Origin of the sequence: Paenibacillus sp. FSL R5-0923 (assembly GCF_038009145.1) — a bacterium.
Lineage (GTDB): Bacteria > Bacillota > Bacilli > Paenibacillales > Paenibacillaceae > Paenibacillus_AQ.
Genome location: NZ_JBBPAT010000001.1, coordinates 2,402,280 through 2,421,584, shown reverse-complemented (window position 1 = coordinate 2,421,584; position 19,305 = coordinate 2,402,280). Strand labels below are relative to the sequence as shown.

The following is a 19,305-nucleotide window of genomic DNA, read 5'->3' as shown; positions in this document are numbered from 1 at the left end:
CAGGATTATCTGATGGTTAACGGTTGCCGCTTTCCGCTCTCCGACTACCAGTTACCACCTACTGTAACTACTTAGTCAACCATCACCCCTTTGGAGCTACACAGTGCCGTTCATAGTCTTGCTTGATCCTTATTACATTTACGCAAAAAAAACACCGTACCGCTATAGCTAATCAGCTAAGCGATACGGTGTTCTCGTATAATCTTGATTCTATTTAATTAGTCGTTGTTGCCCCGAGTACGATTACGCAGAAACGTCGGAATATCGAGCTGGTCAGAAGAACTCTGATTGCCGAAAGGACGTAAATTAGCTGAACTCTTATCCGGTGCTGCCGCAGGCTCGTTATTCGTCGAGACCGGACGACGTCCTGGAGTTTCAGGCAATGGTTTATGTTCAAAGCCAGTAGCAATTACTGTTACTTTGATATCATCCTTCAGGCCTTCATCAATAATCGCACCAAAGATCATATTCACTTCAGGATCAGAGGCGGATGTAACGATCTCAGCCGCTTCATTAACTTCATATAGAGAGAGGTTGGATCCTCCCGTAATGTTCATGATTACGCCGCGGGCGCCTTCAATAGACGTTTCCAAGAGTGGGCTCATGATGGCTTTACGTGCTGCTTCAGACGCACGGTTCTCACCATTTGCAATACCAATACCCATAAGCGCTGAACCGCGCTCTGTCATGATCGTCTTTACATCCGCAAAGTCAAGGTTAATCAGACCAGGAACCTTAATTAGGTCAGAGATACCTTGAACAGCCTGCCGGAGAACATTATCTGCTTCACGGAAAGCTTCCAACATCGGTGTTTTCTTATCAACGATCTCAAGCAAACGGTCGTTTGGAATGACGATTAGCGTGTCGACTTTTTCTTTCAAAGCTTCGATTCCAAGCATTGCCTGGTTATAACGTTTTCTTCCTTCAAAAGTGAACGGGCGAGTAACTACCCCCACAGTCAAGGCTCCACACTCTCTAGCAATCTCAGCTATAACTGGTGCTGCACCTGTTCCTGTACCGCCACCCATCCCTGCAGTAACAAACACCATATCTGCGCCCTTAAGGGTATTAGAGATCAAGTCACGGGATTCTTCCGCTGCTTTCTTACCGACTTCAGGATTAGCTCCTGCACCCAACCCGCGGGTCAGCTTGTCCCCGATTTGCAGCTTGTGCTCCGATTTGGCCATATGCAACGCTTGGGCGTCTGTATTAACCGTAATAAATTCTACACCCTGAACGCCATTTTCAATCATCCGGTTGACAGCATTACTACCTCCGCCGCCTACGCCGATGACTTTTATTTGCGCCAAGCTCTCCATTTCAAAATCAAATTCTAACATATTGTTCCATCTCCCCCTCAATGTGCTTGGATGGCCGGTCCAAGTATATCTGGACTTACACTTATATAAACTCGCTGAACATGTTCTTTAGACGCTCGACAAACCCGGTCTTCTGAACCGTTTCCTGATTTGGAGTGGCGTTCTGCTTACTCCGGTTGACCGTCTTTTTGTTGCTGCTTCCACCACTGCTTCTTCCACGGAAGCTACGGACAACATTATGCAGGATACCAACACCTCCGGTAAACCCAGGGTCCCGTACACCGATATAATCCGGTACAGCGATGCGTACAGATGCAGCCAGTTCAGTCTGAGCCGCCTTTAATACGCCAGGCATCGAAACAGTTCCACCCGTTAATATATAACCTCCAGGTAGTTCACTGTAACCAAGCCGTTTCACTTCCTGTTTAATCAAATGGAAGATTTCTTGCACCCGTGGTTCGATAATTGCCGCTAAATCCTCTTGGTTAAATTCCTTCTCTACATTACTGCCAATGCGCAGCACCTTGAAGACAACGTCAGAGGCTGCATCGTCAATCCATGCGCAACCATACTTTAGCTTTACTTTCTCCGCTTGATCAGTAAGTGTACGTAGTCCGTATGCAATGTCATTAGTTACAAATTCTCCGCCGATCGGAATCGTAGAGGTTGCACAAAGGGAACTTTCTTCGTATATGGCTATCGTTGTCGACCCGGCCCCGATATCAACCAGAACAGATCCCATCGATTTCTCGTCTTTGGACAGCGCCAATCCACCAGCACCAAGAGACATCAGCACAAGATCCTTCACTTTCAGCCCTGATTTCTCAACACATCGTAGTAGATTATGTATTGGCGTCTTAGCACCCGTAATGATGGTTGCGTCCACTTCTAGACGAACACCAATCATCCCGCGCGGGTCCTGAATACCTTCGAGACCATCGACGATAAATTGTTTAGGAACAACATCAATCACTTCTCGCTCCGGAGGCATAGCGATGACTTCCGCAGCTTTAATAACGCGATCGATATCATCCTCACCGATTTCACGATCCTCATTCTGAACGGCCACGACACCGTGGCTGGATTGCAGGCCAATATGATTACCGGAAATGCCTACATAAACTTCTGATATTTGAATACCCACCATTTGCTCTGCATGATCTATAGCACTTTTGATCGATTGCACAGTTTGGTCGATATCTACAATCGCGCCTTTACGTATTCCTTCCGAATCAGCAGATCCAACGCCAATAATATTAAAGGTTCCATTGGTAACTTCCCCAATTATTGCCCGAACTTTGGATGTACCGATGTCCAAACTAACAATGATGTCATTGTTGCTCAAGTCCTATGGCACCTCCTGTTATAATCGAAATAATTTGCATAACCTTTTCCCGGTCCCGGGAAACTTCTCTGTACATATTCAACATACCTAACCCTTTCCCTCTTTTTTCTACAAATTTTTTGAACGGAATAATATTCCAACATCCCTAAATGTGATTAGTTACTCATAATTTTTTATAAGAATGATAATTATCACAAGAAATATATACCTATTCGGTTATTACTAACCATATATAAGATTATATTTCAAAAAAATCGAAGAAAAAAGAGGGATATAGCTTCTTGCCCGTAACTCCGATTGTAGCATTTTTTGAACTCTATTAGTAGGGACTATTTACCTCTACTCTACTCTTGCACATCTTTTTGCTCATCGCCCTTTTGCTCCTCACTTTCGACCTGAAAAGGAACATACGAGTCGGCTTCAAGCATCGTGATAAGTCCAGGCTCCTTTGTCTCTATTACCTGATTCAAGTATGACACTTTGCTCTTCAATAAAGAGATGGAAGTGATCACCTCGAAACGGGATCTAGTATAGAGCTTGATACGATCCGGAAATGACAAGGTTGGCGAGGGAACAATCTCAGAGATATCACTTGTCAATTCATTAGAAATGCTTCCAAGCGTTTGGCATAGGATAGCCTTATTAGGATCAGCTGGATCCCAGTTGGTTAATATAGGTTTCTCTACAGCAATACCAGTCTCATTAACAGTCACCGCTGCTCCACTCGACAGAATCGCCTTCAAGATGCCGCCCTGTTCCAGTTCATAGGCCACCGCAGGGAACTCTTCAATCTTCACTGTGATTACCCCGGGAAAATCCTTCTTTACGGCCACAGCCTTAACCGTCTTAAGCTCCAGCAAAGATTGTTCCACAGACTTCGTAGAAACGGCAAAGAATTGTCCACCTATATGAATTCCACTTTGCGAGAGTAATTCCTCACTAGTAGAATACTTGCTTCCCTGAAAATCTATCACTGTAATGTGACTAATAGACGATCTGAAAAAAATCACAGCAAGAAGCGCAGTGAACAGTAGCAGCAGGATCGCCGTAATCTTACGGCTCATTTTTTTCTTAGGCTTGTCCTCTTTAAGAAGAGGTAATCGGGTTGTTGTCATTCTCATATCTCCGTAATAAGGCCCTGTCTCCTTCCTTGGTAGAACTGAAGGAGACAGGGAGCTTTAATTGGCCAAATCAAGTGGATCCGGTACGGGTACCTTGCGGCTTATGCGCGCGCCAAGCTTCTGAAACAGCTTCTCTATTCCATCATACCCGCGGTCAATATGGTGTGCTTGCTCAACGACTGTAGTCCCTTGTGCAGCAAGCCCAGCAATAACCAGAGCCGCACCCGCACGCAAGTCAGTAGCTTCCACAGTAGCACCATACAATCTCTGAACGCCGCGAATAAACGCACGATTCAAATCAATAGAAATATCAGCGCCCATCCGCGCCATTTCTTCAACATGCTTGAATCGTCCCTCAAACACCGTCTCCTTGATTACACTGAAACCATCAGCGAGAGACAACAGCACCATGACCTGAGATTGCAGATCGGTTGGGAAAGAAGGATAAGGAGAAGTCACAATTCTCTCAACAGCACGTGGACGCCCCATACAACTGATATTAATTATATCATTGCACACTGTGATTTGAACACCAGCCCGCTTGAGCACATGAATAAGCGAAGTCAGATGCCCCGCATTGGCATGTGTCAAAGTCACATTCCCTCGTGTAGCTGCCGCAGCAATCATTACGGTTCCAGCCACAATCCGATCAGGTATCACCTCATACGTACAGGGATATAGGTTTTTCACCCCTTGAATTGTAATGGTGTCCGTACCTGCACCGATAATCTGAGCACCCATGCTATTTAGAAACTGCTGTAGGTCCTGTATCTCCGGCTCTCTCGCTGCCCCCGATATTGTTGTTGTTCCCTCTGCCTTTGCGGCAGCCATCATAATATTCTCCGTTGCTCCTACACTTGGATAGTCGAGATGAATATCACTCCCTATAAGCTTAGAACCCCGACAGAATATTCTTCCGTTGCTCTCCTCGATCTCCGCCCCTAACGCCTTAAGTCCCTGTAGATGAAGATCGATTTTACGCTCTCCGATCGCACAGCCCCCAGGCTGATAGATCGTTACCTCTCCAAATCTGGATAACAGCGGTCCCATTAGAAAAATGGAAGATCTCATCTGCCGCATTAAATCCTCAGGGATATGAGATGTCCCGACGGCAGACGTATCTATCGTCACCGTATCCTCTTGATGCACGCACCTGCAGCCCAGCCGATCTAGGATGTCTAGCATAGTCTCGATGTCCAGCAGCTTCGGCACATTATGCAGTGAGTGAACTCCTTCGGCCAGCAGGCTTGCCGCTAGAATCGGCAGCGCCGCATTTTTTGCTCCATGGATACGAATGGTGCCTGACAGGGGACTTCCACCCTCAATCACCAATTTGTCCAATGTATCACCTCCGAGATTACCGCTCACCCACCACAAACACTTCCGTTACAAGCTCATATGAAATGTACAAGTATAAACGTCTTCGGCGTCCTTTAGAAGGACGATAAGCGTTTAAGCGAGAAATATAAGGATAATGTATAACGTGAAACTTATACTTTCTTATATTTCAAGAATATCCTGCACTACATCTCAGGTTTGGAAGTGTCCTGGGTGATTGTCACGATTATAGGATTATCCTATGTTCGTTCCTCCAAGTGTGTGACAGAGAGCTGCCAATAAGGAAAACCCGTATGGAAAACGATGATATCTTAAGACTTCTTACCCGCAAGTCTTCGGAGCTCGCTTGTGATTACTGCCGCAGAATCTCTTTTACCGAGTCGTTTGGAGGCCACGGACATCTGCTCACGCACGGCTTCAGTTCCGATGATTTTTTGAACCGCCTCATATAGTGCCGTGCCGTTTAAATCTTTCTCAAGCAGCACCACAGCAGCACCTTCACGTTCCAACTGTCTTGCATTCGCCTCCTGATGGTTATTCGTCACATTAGGAGATGGAATGAGTACAGAGGGAATACCCAGCGCTGTAATCTCAGCGAGAAAAGAGGCTCCCGCCCGATTAACGATCAAGGAGGTACAAGCCAACACCTCTGGCATATTATGAACGTAAGGAAGGACATGCAACCAGTTTGGTATGCTACCCAGCTTTTGACGCAATTCAGCCCGAGTCTCTTCGAAATAAGGTTCACCTGTAACATACACATAATGAACACCATTACCCTTACCCACTTTAGGGGCCATTTCAATCATGGCTCTATTAATAGCCTTAGCTCCCTGACTGCCACCAACCACCAAAACAACAGTACTGCCATCCGAAATCCCCAGCGATGCGAATCCACGTTGCGGACTTGCTGTAGTAACTGTTGTGGCACGTGGATTGCCAGTATAGATCACATTTTTGCTGCCCGGAAAAGAGGACTCTGTTCCTTCAAAGCTTACGGCAACTGTACTCGCATACCGACTCAGAAAGCGATTGGTTAGACCTGGTATGGCATTTTGTTCATGGATCAAAGTAGGGATGCCCAACCGGGATGCAGCATAAACGACTGGACCACACACATAACCGCCTGTTCCAATCACAACATCTGGTTTGAATTCTCTTAACATTTCTTTGGACGCCTTAACACCCTTCAAGAAACGCATCACGGTCTTGACATTGTCTATGGATAGCTTGCGCCGAAAACCAGTGATGTCAATAGATTTGAAAGGGATATTCTCTTGAGGAACAAGCTTGCTCTCTAAGCCACGCGTTCCACCAATATACAGGAAGGTAGATTTGCTATCTTCCAACTCCATTTGCCTAGCAACAGCGACCGCAGGATAGATATGTCCACCCGTGCCTCCGCCGCTTAATACGATACGCATCTCTTTCACCTCGCAAAACGGGATAAGTTCAATAGAATGCCAAGGGATGTTAGCATCAGTGTAAGTGAAGATCCGCCATAGCTAATCAGAGGAAGCGTGATGCCCGTTACAGGCATTAGACCAATAACAACACCAATATTAATAATGACTTGCACAGCCACCATACAGACGATGCCAACGGCCAGATAGCTTCCAAAACGGTCAGGTAGACTCATCGCCACCTTCATCCCGCGCCAGATTAGAATAAGAAATAGGATCAACACAGCCAAACCACCGATAAACCCCAGCTCCTCGGCCAATATAGAAAAAATAAAATCTGTTTGTGGCTCAGGTACATAGCTGTACTTCTGCCGACTCATTCCTAATCCAAGGCCACCGAGCCCACCAGGACCGATCGCATATAACGACTGAATGATCTGGTAGCCTGCACCAAGGGGGTCGGACCAAGGATCAAGAAAAGCGGTAATCCGCTGCAACCGGTAAGGCGCTGCTGCAATCAAAGCAACAAACCCTGCCGCACCAGCTACTCCAAGTGAAAGTAAATGCTTCATTCTAGCCCCTGCTGTGAAGACCATCATCAAGGCTGCACCAAACATGACGGTACCTGTACCCAAATCCGGCTGGAGCATGATCAGCGCGAAGGCTGACCCAATGAGCGCAAGTGGTGGGAGCAAGCCGCGTGTGAAGGAAGTGATGTCGTATTCCTCTTTTCCTAGCCAATTGGCTAAGAATAGAATCATCCCCATCTTCATGAATTCGGAAGGCTGGATCCCGAAGGAGCTAATTCCTAGCCAGCTGCGCGCTCCCCCGCGTACTACACCAATACCAGGGATAAGCACAATAACAAGTAAGAAAAAGCAGATCAGAAGTGCCGGCTTAGCCAGCTTTTTCAGCACCCTGTAATCGGTATTCGCCGTAACGAACATTGCGACTAATCCTAGTCCTGCAAACAAAAGCTGTCTTTTTACAAAGTAAAACGAATCTCCATAATTGCGGAAGCCCAGAACGGACCCGGCGCTGTATACCATCACCATGCCGATCACCAGCAAAGATAGAATAGGAATCAGCAACCAAATATCGGGAGCATGACGAGTTTTGTTCATCAGGAGCACACCTCTTGCATCCGTAGTAGGGATGGGGCTTATCCACCCCCCTACTTAAAGGTTATGCACCGCCTCTTTAAAAATACGCCCGCGCTCTTCATAGGATGTAAACATATCCCAACTTGCACAGGCAGGAGACAAAAGAACGATATCTCCTTCTTCCGCCAGAGCGGAAGCTTCCTGCACAGCTTGCTCAAGCACGGCAGCGGCACTCTCCCCATTATCGACGGAGATAATCTGCTTTAATCCTGCAAGCTGCGCTACATTCGTTAGCTTGTCCTTAGTTTCCCCTAACGCCACTAGCGCTTTAACACGTCCGCTCAGGACAGGCAGCAGTTCCAAATAATCGGAACCACGGTCTAATCCACCAGCGATCAGCACTACAGGGCGCTCAAAGGACGTTAATGCCATAATCGTCGCTTTGGAGTTTGTTGCTTTGGAGTTATTATAATAAGTGGCTCCAGCCTTATCAGCCACATACTCCAGCCGGTGCTCCACACCGCGAAATGAAGCAAGCACTTCACCCAATAAAGAGGGGTCCGCTCCAGCAGCAATGGCAATTCCACATGCAGCCAGTGCATTTCCCACATTGAACCGTCCCGGAATGCTAATGGAATCTACATCAGCAATGATTGTTTCTCGGTCTGCAGATTCGCGATAGATGATACGGCGCTTCAGATCGTCATCTTGACCCGTAATATAGGATGGGCTAACAAACACACCATGAGTGAGCTCCTCGGACATAGAGAACGGAAGAATAGTAGCTTTCATATACGGCACAAGCTCCCGGCAAAAAGGATCGTCCCAGTTCAGCACAGCCGTATCCGTATCTACTTGATTGGCGAACAGCTTTGCTTTGGAATCGACATAATCCTTCATGCTCCCATGATAATCCAGGTGGGTCTCCGCAATATTCAACAAACAACCTATTTTGGGGCGGAAAGTCTCCGTACCTTTGAGCTGGAAGCTGCTGAGTTCGACCACCATCCAGTTATCCTCTGTAGCTTCTTGCGCAGCCTCACAGAGAGGCGTGCCAATGTTACCTGCAACAATCGGATTCATACCTGCAGCTTCCAGCATTTGACCTACCCAGGTCGTCGTTGTCGTCTTGCCATTGGATCCCGTGATGCCAATCATCGGCGCTGCACAAAGACGATAAGCAACCTCTACCTCTGTAACTACTTCAATGCCAAGCTCAAGAGCCTTTTGCACAGGAGGCGCAGAATAAGGAATGCCTGGATTCTTAATGACCAGACTTACACCTTCATGAATCAGTCCATCCGGATGCCCACCGCTTATAACACAAATTCCCAAAGATTCCAATTCGGAAGCTTCGGGACTTTGATCTCTTTCCTTTTTATCGTTCACCGTAACTACAGCGCCTCGATCATGCAGCACTTTAGCAACCTGGACACCGCTTTTTGCGAGCCCAAGAACCACAACTTCTTCACCACGATACATATCTGGATGTTTCATTCGCTACAACCCCTTGCTAATAAATAGTCCAACAGCGGCTAATATCAAGCTTACCGCCCAGAACGAAATTACCACACGCCATTCCGACCAGCCACCAAGTTCAAAATGATGGTGAATCGGGCTCATTCTGAATACACGTTTGCCACGGGTTTTGAAAGAAACCACCTGTATCACGACAGATAACATTTCCACCACAAACACACCGCCAATAATTAAAAACAGCAGTTCGCTCTTTGTGACAATAGCAATCGCACCTATCGCGCCGCCAATACCAAATGAACCGGTATCTCCCATGAACACCTTAGCCGGATGGGCATTAAAGACCAGAAATCCAAGAACGGCCCCGATCATTGCCGCTGCACACACGCCAGCTGCAATTGACGTAGCCTGCATCGCTACAACAGCATAAGCGGCCAAAGCAATAGCACTTACTCCAGACAGCAAACCATCTACTCCATCGGTAAAGTTAACAGCATTCGTTACTGCCATCATCATAATAATAATGAATGGATAGTAGAAAAAGCCGCCCCAGTCAAAGCTGAAATCAGTACCCGGAACGCTGATACTTGTGCTATGTCCTGCAGAAATCAGCAGACCGCACATCACAGCACCTACCAACAGCTGCCCGAACAATTTTTGACGCGCCGTAAGGCCCAAAGAACGCTTGAATACGATTTTGATATAATCATCCAAAAATCCGATCAGTCCAAAACCAAGCGTAGCCACTAGTAGTACGTAGAAATCGTTATTCACCACGGAAAATTTCAGATAAGCCAATGTAAAAGCCACGATGATTACGATACCGCCCATCGTCGGCGTTCCCGCTTTCTTTAAATGGGATTGCGGTCCGTCATCTCGCACCTGCTGTCCGAATTTCATCCTGCGCAGTAGCGGAATGAAGAGCGGAGCGGCAATGACCGCAAGGATAAAGGAAACAGCAATAGTCAATAACAATAGTTGATAATCCATGGGTGCACCCCCTCCATTTTTTTAGGTCTCTTTAATCTCTTTATTAAGGCTCTGAAGCACTTCTTCAAGCCTCATCCCTCTAGATCCTTTGAATAGTACAATATCCTTGGAGCTGCTTTTCTCGATAAGGACGGCTGTTAATTCTGACTTATCCGTAAAAGCCAGCACACGCTCGTTTCCGAATCTTTCCTTTGCAGCTTCTGCAATATGGACTGACAATGGACCATAGGTATATACAAAATCAGTCACTGCGGGGTCTAGGTAGTAGCCAATTTCTTTATGAAACTGTATTTCATCCGGCCCAAGTTCCAGCATGTCCCCCAGTACTGCGATTTTTTTGCCACTGCATTTCATAGTTTGAAGCACATCAATGGCCGCCTTCATAGAAGTCGGACTGGCATTATAAGCATCATTCAAAAGTGTAAGCCCGGAAGAAGTCCGAATCACTTCAATCCGCATGCCCGTCAACTTAAGATTGCTTAACCCATTCTCTACATTTTGTTCTGTAATTCCAAAATGGCGAGCAACCGCTAGTGCAGCCAACGCGTTAACAACGTTATGCTGGCCTGGCAGCGGTAATGTAAAAGCATGTTCCTTATGAAGGCTTGACGTAAACGTCATACCACCACTATGGGACATCATCCCAGTCGGATAATCATCATTATCTCCGTTCAGGCCGAAACGGAAGGACACCATCCCCTCCGGAGCCTCAAAAGTGGACTCTTGCATTACCTCAGTCAGCAGCGGTTCATCACCGTTATAAATTAGCAGTCCACCTGGCTTTAGCCCTTCGACTATTTCCAGCTTGGCACGGGCGATTTCTTTGCGGGATCCCAGTTGCAGCAGATGTGACTCACCTATATTAGTAATGACTGCAACATCTGGTGCAGCCAAAGAAGCCAGCAGAGCAATTTCTCCCCGCGAGCTCATACCCATTTCAAGCACTGCAATCTCTGTATCCCCAGCCATGGATAGAATCGTGAGCGGAAGACCAATATGATTATTGAAGTTCCCCTCTGTCTTGTGCACCTTGTACTGCATTTCGAGCAAGGCCATAATGATATCTTTTGTCGTTGTTTTGCCATTACTGCCCGTAACAGCGACAACCTTCGGAGCGACCTCATTTAAATACGTAGCGGACAGCTTCTGAAGCGCCTCTAGCGTATCTTCAACAATTATGACTCCGCCACTCTCAGGCGCAGGACCTTTATCACGCTGCCATAAGGTCCCTGCAGCACCAGCAGCAATAGCTGTAGCTGCATAATGATGACCGTCAAATTTGTCTCCCGTTAGAGGAACAAACAGGCAACCTGTAGTTATCTTACGGGAGTCAGTAACGACGCCCGTAAGTGGTATATTCATAGCTTCGGCAGCAGGAAGTTCCCCTGCGCACATCACAGCAATTTGTCCCAGTGTTCTTGTAATCAATAGCTTCGACCCCTTATAACTTCTTTAGCGACGATGCGGTCATCGAAATCGTGAACCACTCCGCCAATCAGTTGATAGGTCTCATGACCTTTCCCCGCAATCAATACTACATCGCCAGAGCTTGCCATTTCAATAGCCTTCCCAATTGCTTCTCGGCGATCAACAATCATATGATACCGGTCAGAGGTGACCCCATCCTCTACTAGTCCTGCTTCTATATCCTTCAGAATTAGCTCAGGGTCCTCCGTCCGAGGGTTGTCAGAGGTTACGAATACCATATCGCTATATTTTGCAGCTATCTTACCCATTAAAGGACGTTTCGTGCGGTCTCTGTCTCCTCCGCAGCCAAACACAGTAAGCACTTTACCTGTAGCAAATTCGCAGACCGTTCTTAATACATTTTCCAGCCCGTCTGGTGTATGTGCATAGTCAACGATAACGGCATATTCTTGCCCCTCATCTACTGACTCCACCCGTCCAGCTACCCCATCAATCGCCTCAAGACTAGTCTTGATATCTGACAGTGACACATCTTCCAACAACGCTGCCGTAATCGCCGCAAGTGCATTATAGACATTGAACTTACCAACCATACGAAGCGAAATGTCCGTCTCACCCTTAAACGTATCTACATGGAAAAAAGTTCCTTTTGCAGTGATCGAGATTTGCGAAGCTCGGACATTAGCATTGTTATCAATGCCATATGTAATCACTTCCGCTGCAGTTTGGGTTGCAAAATAGTGACTCGCCTCATCATCAGCATTAAGCACAGCATATTTGCGTTCTTCTTTCCAAGGAGAGATCACATTTCCTAGTCTAGAGAAGAATAGACCTTTAACCGCCCGATACTCCTCCATTGTATGATGATAATCCAGATGATCCTGGGTTAAGTTCGTAAATATTGCTGTACGGAAGTCCGCACCCTTCACACGTCCTTGCTGAAGCGCATGGGAGGAGACTTCCATTACGCAACATTCCACACCTTTGGAGGCCATATCATGAAGCGAGCGCTGCAGATCTAGCGATTCTGGAGTGGTCCCTGACATAGGGTAACTTTTGCCGTCATAGCGCATTTGAATGGTCCCAATCAGACCCGTCTTCATATTCTGGTCTTGCATAATTCGCTCAATAAGATAAGTCGTTGTTGTCTTCCCATTTGTACCCGTAACCCCGATCATTCTCATTCGGCTGCTAGGTGAGCCAAAGAATGCATTCGACATGACAGACATCGCAAAACGGCAGTCATCCACAACGATCTGTGGGATATCAAGCTCTAGCTTATGCTCACATACGATAGCAGATGCTCCAGAGGCTACGGCTTGCGGCGCAAATTTATGTCCGTCTACGGTGTGACCCGGTAAACAGATAAACAGATCACCCGGACTTACACGGCGGGAATCCGTCTGAAGATCAGTAATCTCCACCTCCCCGTCCCCATATAGACGCGAAGTAGCAAGACAAGCAGATAATTCATTAACTTTCATAGTAATCCCTCACTCTACATTTTCGGATACAAACTGAACCCTTATACCTTTATCATTATTCACTAGAAGCTCCCATATAAATCCTGATGGTTGAGCCCTGTTCTACTCTTGCCCCAGCTTTCGGAGCCTGATTGATGACCGTATTGCCAGAGCCTGAACGCGCCAGATTAAAATTCATATTTAAATCCTCATAGATATCTTGTACGGTTGCACCTGTAAGGTCAGGCACGGTCACAATCGGAGTTTCACCATACTTATAAGTTTTTGGAAGCTGATCACTGCGTTCAGGAACCTTCATATAGTGCAGTGAGTCTTCCAAAATATTTTGCACGATTGGAGCTGCAACTACACCCCCAAATTGAATCCCTTTCGGATTATCCACTGCAGTGTAGACAACGATCTGTGGATCATCCGCCGGCGCAAAGCCAATAAAAGAAACAATGTGCTCTGTCGGAGAATAACGTCCATTTACAACCTTCTGTGCAGTACCCGTCTTGCCACCTACACGATAGCCGTCGATAAAAGCCGGCCGTCCCGTGCCTTTGGCAACCACGCTCTCAAGTGCTGCCCGCACCTTCTTGGATGTCTCCTCCGAAATAACCTGCCGCACAAGCTCAGGCTTCACCTCTGATACAGTCTCTCCCGTTTCCGGATTAACCCATGATTTTGTTACATGTGGTTTATAGAGATTGCCACCATTGATAGCCGCGGATACCGCAGCAATCTGCTGAATAGGTGTAACCGAGACCCCTTGGCCGAAGGCCGTAGTCGAAAGCTCCACCGGACCTACTTGACTAAGCTTGAACAGAATCCCATTAGATTCTCCGTTTAGATCAATTCCTGTTTTGCTGCCGAAACCAAAATCACGAATATATTTGAAGAGGGTTTCTTTGCCCAGCCGTTGCCCAAGAGCAACAAAACCAGGGTTACAGGAGTTCTCAACCACCTGAAGGAAGGTTTGGCTGCCATGGCCGCCTTTTTTCCAACAGCGCAGCTTCGCACCCGCCACTTCGATAAACCCAGGATCATAGAAATGATCATTTTGCAGGTCTACCTTACCTTCTTGCAGTGCTGCAGCAAGTGTGATGATTTTGAACGTCGAACCAGGCTCGTAAGTCATCCAAATGGGCAAATTCCGATTATAGATCTGCGGATCATATTCCTTATATAAACCCGGTTCATAACCCGGTCTACTAGCCATGGCCAGAATTTCACCATTCTTCGGATTCATCGCTATAGCCCAAGCACCCTGCGCCTGATATTTTACCATAGCTTGATCTAGCTCACGTTCCATAATGGATTGAATCTGTTTATCAATCGTCAATTGCAGATTAAGTCCATCCTGAGGGGCAGAATACTTCTCCGATGATCCAGGCATGAGTCTTCCACCTGCGTCAGACAAATACGAAATATTGCCTGCTATTCCTTTAAGTAAATTATCGTATATGTTCTCGACCCCGGTAATTCCTTGGTTATCAATACCTGTAAAGCCTAGTATATGCGCGGCAAGATCGCCGTACGGATAATATCTTTTGCTATCCTCAGCGACAACGATGCCCGGCAACTGCAAATCACGGATGCTCGCGGCAAGTTCCATCGTAATTTTGCGGCCGCCGGGCTGTAGTTTCACCGACATTGATTTTTTAGTCAGCAAGCTCATCAGCTTCTCCTCGGTCATCCCAAGCAGAGGCGCCAATTGCTGCGCTGTCTTTTGCTTCTCCTTCACCTGCACAGGCACCGCATAAACCGTAGGCGTACTGATATTATAGGCCAGCGGTATACCTTCACGATCCAAAATTTCACCACGCTTGGCTGTAAAAGGAATATTGCGGCGCAAGGAATCTTCTACCTTGTCACTTAATTTCTCGCCTTGGGATAATTGCACAAAGCCAAGACGCACGACCAGCGAACCGAATAACACTGCCAGTCCCAGCAGCGTCCACAACATTCTCCGCCGTGTTACGACCTTCGAAACTTTCATTCCGTTCTCCCCCGCTTTCACCTATAGACATGAGCTCTTATCTTCATGACTATTCGGGACAAACAGGGGTTAGAACAAGCCTATGGCCCACTCTCCGATTCCGTACCCTCATCAGCAGTCGAAGTTGTAGGATCCTCTTCACTCTTATCATTTAATGGTTTCAGCTTCAAAGTAACCAATGTTTTGCCGTTCTTTGTTCCTTCAATCTGTTCCGAGACATATCCTTCGCCTTCTACCGCAATCTCCACTTTTAGAAGTGTTAGAATCTCAAGCGCATCACGCAGCGACTCTCCTTGTAATTTTGGAATGGTAGGCTTGTCCCCTTGCTTGCTTAATAGGTATATACGCTGTCCTTGAGCAAGCTTCGTTCCAGCCTCTGGATATTGGGTTTCCACAGAAGCTTCTTCACCGACCACTTCAAAATCAAATCCTTGATCCAGAAGTGTCTCTCTTGCTTCTTTCATCGTTTTGCCCATCAGATCAGGTGTGGTCCGGAGCACAGGCGCTTCAGATTCAACTGTTTTTTTACTATCCTTATCGCTAGTTTCAGTCGCTAACTTTGGAACTCCCATGTATTGCAGAGACTGAGATACGATTTCTTTAAATACAGGAGCTGCAGCTTTACCGCCGCCAACCTCAACGTTCGGTTCATCAATAATAACAATAACAGCGATCTTTGGATCATTCACAGGCGCATAACCAATAAAGGAGACCAGTACTTTGGACTTCACGTAGTCCTTACCTTCAACCTTGATAGCCGTTCCTGTCTTACCTGCGACACGGTAACCTTCTATGTGAGCGTTGCGTCCTGTACCTTTGACTTGGTCGGCAACTACCTGCTCCAAGTATTCACCGGTTTTCTTGGCGCTTGCCTCATCAATCACCTGACGCACTACACTAGGCTGAGTAACCTTAGTGTCACCGGTGTTTGGGTCCGTAACCTCTTTTACCACATATGGAGTCATCAGTTTCCCACCATTGGCGATAGCAGATACAGCAACCAATTGTTGAAGCGGGGTAACTAGCACTTTACCATGCCCATATGCAAGTGTAGCAATTTCGATAGGACGTCCAAGGTTAGGGTTAACGACCCCACTGGCTTCCCCTGGCAAATCGATTCCTGTCTTCCCATTAAAGCCAAAATCATCAATATACTGTAAAAGTCTATCTTGTCCGAGCATTTCATAAAGTTTTACAAAAAGAACGTTACTAGACCGCTTCACACCTTCCAGGAAACTGATTTGCCCCCAGCCGGCACGATTAATATCATGTAATGCCTTACTGTATCCCTTAATTCTGATAGATCCTGACAGAAATGTAGCTACGGGATCAAAAAGCTTCTCTTCTACAGCTGCAGCAAGTGTTACAATTTTGAAGGTCGAACCGGGCTCATAAGTTGATTTGATAGCATGATTGTAGAAACCCGCTGCATCAGCACCCGTATCCATATATTTATTAGGATCAAAGGTAGGCATATTCGCCATCCCCAAAATCTCCATCGTATTCGGATCAGCAGCAATGACACTCATACTTTTCGGCTTATATTGCGCATATGCCTTTTCCATGGCCGCTTGTATATATTGCTGGATTGTACTGTCGATTGTAAGCTTGAAATTACTTCCATTTACTACAGGTTTATAGGTATCTTTTGAATCCGGCAGCTTAACCCCTTGACCGTCACTTTGATAAAGCAGCTTGCCATCGGCTCCCTTAAGCTGTTCATCCAGGGATTTTTCCAGACCCATAATCGCCTTGCCATCTCGATCTGTATAGCCTAATATATGCGCAGCAAGCGAACCCTTAGGGTAATATCGTTTCTGCTCTCTAACAAGACCAATCCCAGTCTCTTGAATTTTATGCTCTTTACCTAGGGCTACATAAAATTCTTTCACCTTATCCGCAAGTTCCTGATCGATCTTCCAGCCTTCGTTACGAACCTCACGATTCTTGAGGTATTTACCGTTCTCGTCTTTCGCTTCAACCAGTTTCCGCAGCTCATCTTCTGGCTTGCCGAGTAGCTCATGCAATCCCTTGACGACCTCATCACCAATTCCCTTTTCAGCAATGACTGCCGGGTTTACAACCACAGTATAAGCAGGGACATCACTTGCGAGCACACTCCCATTACGGTCAGAAATCGTTCCTCGCTCTGCTTTGATAGTCGAAGTGTGCGCCCAAAGTGTAGCAGCCTTTTCTTGCCATTCTGAGCCCTCCATTACTTGAATCCAGAACACTCTAGCTATCAAAACAAGAAAAAAGAGGGTAATACACCCTCCTATAAACAGCGTGCGAAGTTTTATTCTCTTTACCATAAGCGAACCTCACAATTTTTTTATTGCGATCTTGCCAATCGCTCACTAATTATCGCCTTCTGTCGATATCGGATTCGCCGGAATAAAGATTGTAGCATTTTCATCCGGTGCTACGTATCCAAGATCCTTTGCCTTTTGGGCAACCTTCTGCTCCAAGTTCTGCTTCTCCATCTCAAACGTGGAAATTTGCTTCTTAGCAGTCGCTATATCCTTATCTAATTTCTGGGCCTGCAAGTTCAAATCATAAATATGAACGTAACGTGAAATCAGGGTGATAGCCACCAAAACGCATACTCCTAGCGTCAGCATATACAAAAGTTTCTCTTGCAGCGGAAGTACTCTTCGTTTGGTAACTACTTTTGTCTTCTCGCGGTAAAGGGGGTTTACCTCTTCTTTTCTTTTGGGCTGAACTGCTAAATTGCCGCGGGTATAGGCCATCTCTGACTCTCCTTTATCGTCAATTACAATTTTTCTGCAATGCGCAGCTTAGCTGAACGGGCTCGAGTATTAAGCTCAAGCTCTTCTTCAGAAGGCACAAGCGGTTTGCGGTTGATTAACTTAAGCGTGCCTTTCGCGCCACATACACAAAACGGAAAGTCAGGCGGGCATGTACATCTGCTTAAATAGCTGCTTAGTATTTGCTTGCAAATTCGGTCCTCGAGTGAATGAAAAGTGATAACGGATACTCTACCTTCTGGTGCAAGGCAACGTACTGCGCTATGTAATCCTTCTTCAAAAGCACCCAACTCGTCGTTTACAGCAATCCGTAAACCTTGAAAGCTACGTTTAGCGGGGTGTCCTCCCGTTCTTCGTGCAGCCGCCGGAATACCTTCCTTGATAAGCTCAGCTAATTCTCCTGTGGTCTCCACAGGACTTTCTTCTCTTCTGTCTACAATTTTCTTAGCAATTCTCCGCGAGAACTTCTCTTCTCCATATTGGAAAAGCACACGGGCAATCTCCTGCTCAGACCACGTATTCACAATATCAGCAGCCGTTAATAGCGCCGTCTGATCCATTCGCATGTCCAGCGGAGCATCATGATTGTAACTAAATCCGCGTTCTCCCTCATCAAACTGGGGAGAGGATACGCCAAGATCAAAGAGGACCCCATCCACTTGGGGAATGCCATCTTTTTGTGGTACAAAGGGCACATCCTTAAGTACACTCTCCAGATCACGGAAATTGGTCTTAATGAGTACAACCTTGTCTCCGTATTCAGCTAGTCTTTCTTTTGCGTTCTCCAGAGCCCAATCATCTTGATCCAAACAGATTAATCGGCCTTCGCCGCTAAGTTTGGAAGCAATTAGTGCGCTGTGGCCTGCTCCACCGAGAGTGCAATCTACATAGATTCCGTCTTTTTTGATGTGCAGCCCTTCTGTCGCTTCTTCTTTAAGCACCGTGATGTGGTGAAACAAGCTGCATCCCTCCAGGACAGTATTCGATATTGTGTTTTATAGATCAAAATTGAAATCCACCAATTTTTCGGCAATTTCGTTGAACGATTCCTCGGACTGTTCGAAGTACTGCTCCCATAGCTCTTTGTTCCAGATTTCCACCCGGTTCGAAACGCCCAGAATAACACAGTCTTTGTCCAGTTTGGCATACTGCCTTAAATTGGCCGGCAGATTTACCCTTCCCTGTTTATCCCATACACATTCTGTTGCGCCTGAGAAAAAAAAGCGACTGAATGCACGGGCATCTGATTTCATCAGTGAAAGGCTTTTTAGCTTTTGTTCCATGATTGCCCATTCTTCCATGGGATAAACAAATAAACAGGAGTCTAGACCACGGGTCGTCACAAAGGAGGTTCCAAGCAATTCACGGAGTTTAGCCGGAATAATAATTCGGCCTTTGTCGTCAATGCTGTGTTGATACTCTCCCATGAACATCCTTTTTCCCACCCCTAATCCCCGAATCCCCACTTTACCCCACTTTTCACCACTTAAGCATAATAGATTCGCCATTAAAAATCAAAAACCTTTTTCTGGTGAAAGGAATTTTTTGC

General features: G+C 46.4%; 15 protein-coding genes. All 15 read right to left on the bottom strand.

The window, feature by feature from the left end:
* Window positions 1-218: 218 nt before the first annotated feature.
* The 15 genes from ftsZ to mraZ all read right to left on the bottom strand — a co-directional run bounded on the left by ftsZ (window position 219) and on the right by mraZ (window position 19,189).
* Window positions 219-1,340, bottom strand: a complete 1,122-nt coding sequence (gene ftsZ, locus MKX35_RS10725; protein WP_076284759.1) for a cell division protein FtsZ — start codon at window positions 1,338-1,340, stop codon at window positions 219-221.
* A 61-nt stretch (window positions 1,341-1,401) separates the two neighbouring features.
* Window positions 1,402-2,664, bottom strand: a complete 1,263-nt coding sequence (gene ftsA, locus MKX35_RS10720; protein WP_042190844.1) for a cell division protein FtsA — start codon at window positions 2,662-2,664, stop codon at window positions 1,402-1,404.
* A 344-nt stretch (window positions 2,665-3,008) separates the two neighbouring features.
* Entirely contained in the window at window positions 3,009-3,779 is a 771-nt protein-coding gene (locus MKX35_RS10715; protein ID WP_042190846.1) for a cell division protein FtsQ/DivIB, read from the bottom strand.
* Between the two features lie 63 nt (window positions 3,780-3,842).
* A complete protein-coding gene (gene murA / locus MKX35_RS10710) occupies window positions 3,843-5,126 on the bottom strand; it encodes a UDP-N-acetylglucosamine 1-carboxyvinyltransferase (protein WP_042190848.1) in 1,284 nt (427 codons plus the stop codon).
* 308 nt (window positions 5,127-5,434) lie between these two features.
* Complete coding sequence (murG, locus tag MKX35_RS10705; RefSeq protein ID WP_042190850.1) at window positions 5,435-6,547, bottom strand: undecaprenyldiphospho-muramoylpentapeptide beta-N-acetylglucosaminyltransferase; 1,113 nt, start codon at window positions 6,545-6,547, stop codon at window positions 5,435-5,437.
* A gap of 5 nt (window positions 6,548-6,552) precedes the next feature.
* Entirely contained in the window at window positions 6,553-7,650 is a 1,098-nt protein-coding gene (gene spoVE, locus MKX35_RS10700; protein WP_042130238.1) for a stage V sporulation protein E, read from the bottom strand.
* Window positions 7,651-7,704: 54 nt separating this feature from the next.
* Window positions 7,705-9,126, bottom strand: a complete 1,422-nt coding sequence (murD, locus tag MKX35_RS10695; RefSeq protein WP_076299652.1) for a UDP-N-acetylmuramoyl-L-alanine--D-glutamate ligase — start codon at window positions 9,124-9,126, stop codon at window positions 7,705-7,707.
* Window positions 9,127-9,129: 3 nt separating this feature from the next.
* Window positions 9,130-10,095 (bottom strand): phospho-N-acetylmuramoyl-pentapeptide-transferase, encoded by a 966-nt coding sequence (gene mraY / locus MKX35_RS10690; protein ID WP_042190854.1) that lies wholly within the window; start codon window positions 10,093-10,095, stop codon window positions 9,130-9,132.
* Window positions 10,096-10,116: 21 nt separating this feature from the next.
* Window positions 10,117-11,520 carry a UDP-N-acetylmuramoyl-tripeptide--D-alanyl-D-alanine ligase gene (locus tag MKX35_RS10685; protein ID WP_305953487.1) on the bottom strand — a complete coding sequence of 468 codons (1,404 nt, stop codon included), beginning with the start codon at window positions 11,518-11,520 and terminating at the stop codon, window positions 10,117-10,119.
* The gene (locus MKX35_RS10680) at window positions 11,520-13,007 is read right to left on the bottom strand and encodes a UDP-N-acetylmuramoyl-L-alanyl-D-glutamate--2,6-diaminopimelate ligase (RefSeq protein WP_076284762.1); all 1,488 of its coding nucleotides are present in this window, start codon (window positions 13,005-13,007) and stop codon (window positions 11,520-11,522) included. Before MKX35_RS10680 ends, MKX35_RS10685 begins: the two co-directional genes overlap by 1 nt.
* 55 nt (window positions 13,008-13,062) lie before the next feature.
* Window positions 13,063-14,988: a stage V sporulation protein D gene (locus tag MKX35_RS10675; RefSeq protein ID WP_076299654.1), complete on the bottom strand. Its 1,926-nt coding sequence runs from the start codon at window positions 14,986-14,988 to the stop codon at window positions 13,063-13,065.
* Between the two features lie 80 nt (window positions 14,989-15,068).
* A complete protein-coding gene (locus MKX35_RS10670; RefSeq protein WP_341044139.1) occupies window positions 15,069-17,222 on the bottom strand; it encodes a penicillin-binding transpeptidase domain-containing protein in 2,154 nt (717 codons plus the stop codon).
* Between the two features lie 123 nt (window positions 17,223-17,345).
* Entirely contained in the window at window positions 17,346-17,738 is a 393-nt protein-coding gene (locus tag MKX35_RS10665) for a septum formation initiator family protein (RefSeq protein WP_076284765.1), read from the bottom strand.
* A gap of 23 nt (window positions 17,739-17,761) precedes the next feature.
* The gene (gene rsmH, locus MKX35_RS10660; RefSeq protein ID WP_042190866.1) at window positions 17,762-18,715 is read right to left on the bottom strand and encodes a 16S rRNA (cytosine(1402)-N(4))-methyltransferase RsmH; all 954 of its coding nucleotides are present in this window, start codon (window positions 18,713-18,715) and stop codon (window positions 17,762-17,764) included.
* Window positions 18,716-18,751: 36 nt separating this feature from the next.
* Entirely contained in the window at window positions 18,752-19,189 is a 438-nt protein-coding gene (gene mraZ, locus MKX35_RS10655; RefSeq protein ID WP_036683674.1) for a division/cell wall cluster transcriptional repressor MraZ, read from the bottom strand.
* Between the last annotated feature and the right edge of the window lie 116 nt (window positions 19,190-19,305).

Coding starts and splice junctions, on each gene's coding strand:
- MKX35_RS10665 (WP_076284765.1), bottom strand. CDS start 17,738: ATGGCCTATACCCGCGGCAATTTAGCAGTTCAGCCCAAAAGAAAAGAA.
- MKX35_RS10680 (WP_076284762.1), bottom strand. CDS start 13,007: ATGAAAGTTAATGAATTATCTGCTTGTCTTGCTACTTCGCGTCTATAT.
- murD (WP_076299652.1), bottom strand. CDS start 9,126: ATGAAACATCCAGATATGTATCGTGGTGAAGAAGTTGTGGTTCTTGGG.
- ftsZ (WP_076284759.1), bottom strand. CDS start 1,340: ATGTTAGAATTTGATTTTGAAATGGAGAGCTTGGCGCAAATAAAAGTC.
- mraZ (WP_036683674.1), bottom strand. CDS start 19,189: ATGTTCATGGGAGAGTATCAACACAGCATTGACGACAAAGGCCGAATT.
- murG (WP_042190850.1), bottom strand. CDS start 6,547: ATGCGTATCGTATTAAGCGGCGGAGGCACGGGTGGACATATCTATCCT.
- MKX35_RS10715 (WP_042190846.1), bottom strand. CDS start 3,779: ATGACAACAACCCGATTACCTCTTCTTAAAGAGGACAAGCCTAAGAAA.
- mraY (WP_042190854.1), bottom strand. CDS start 10,095: ATGGATTATCAACTATTGTTATTGACTATTGCTGTTTCCTTTATCCTT.
- spoVE (WP_042130238.1), bottom strand. CDS start 7,650: ATGAACAAAACTCGTCATGCTCCCGATATTTGGTTGCTGATTCCTATT.
- MKX35_RS10675 (WP_076299654.1), bottom strand. CDS start 14,988: ATGAAAGTTTCGAAGGTCGTAACACGGCGGAGAATGTTGTGGACGCTG.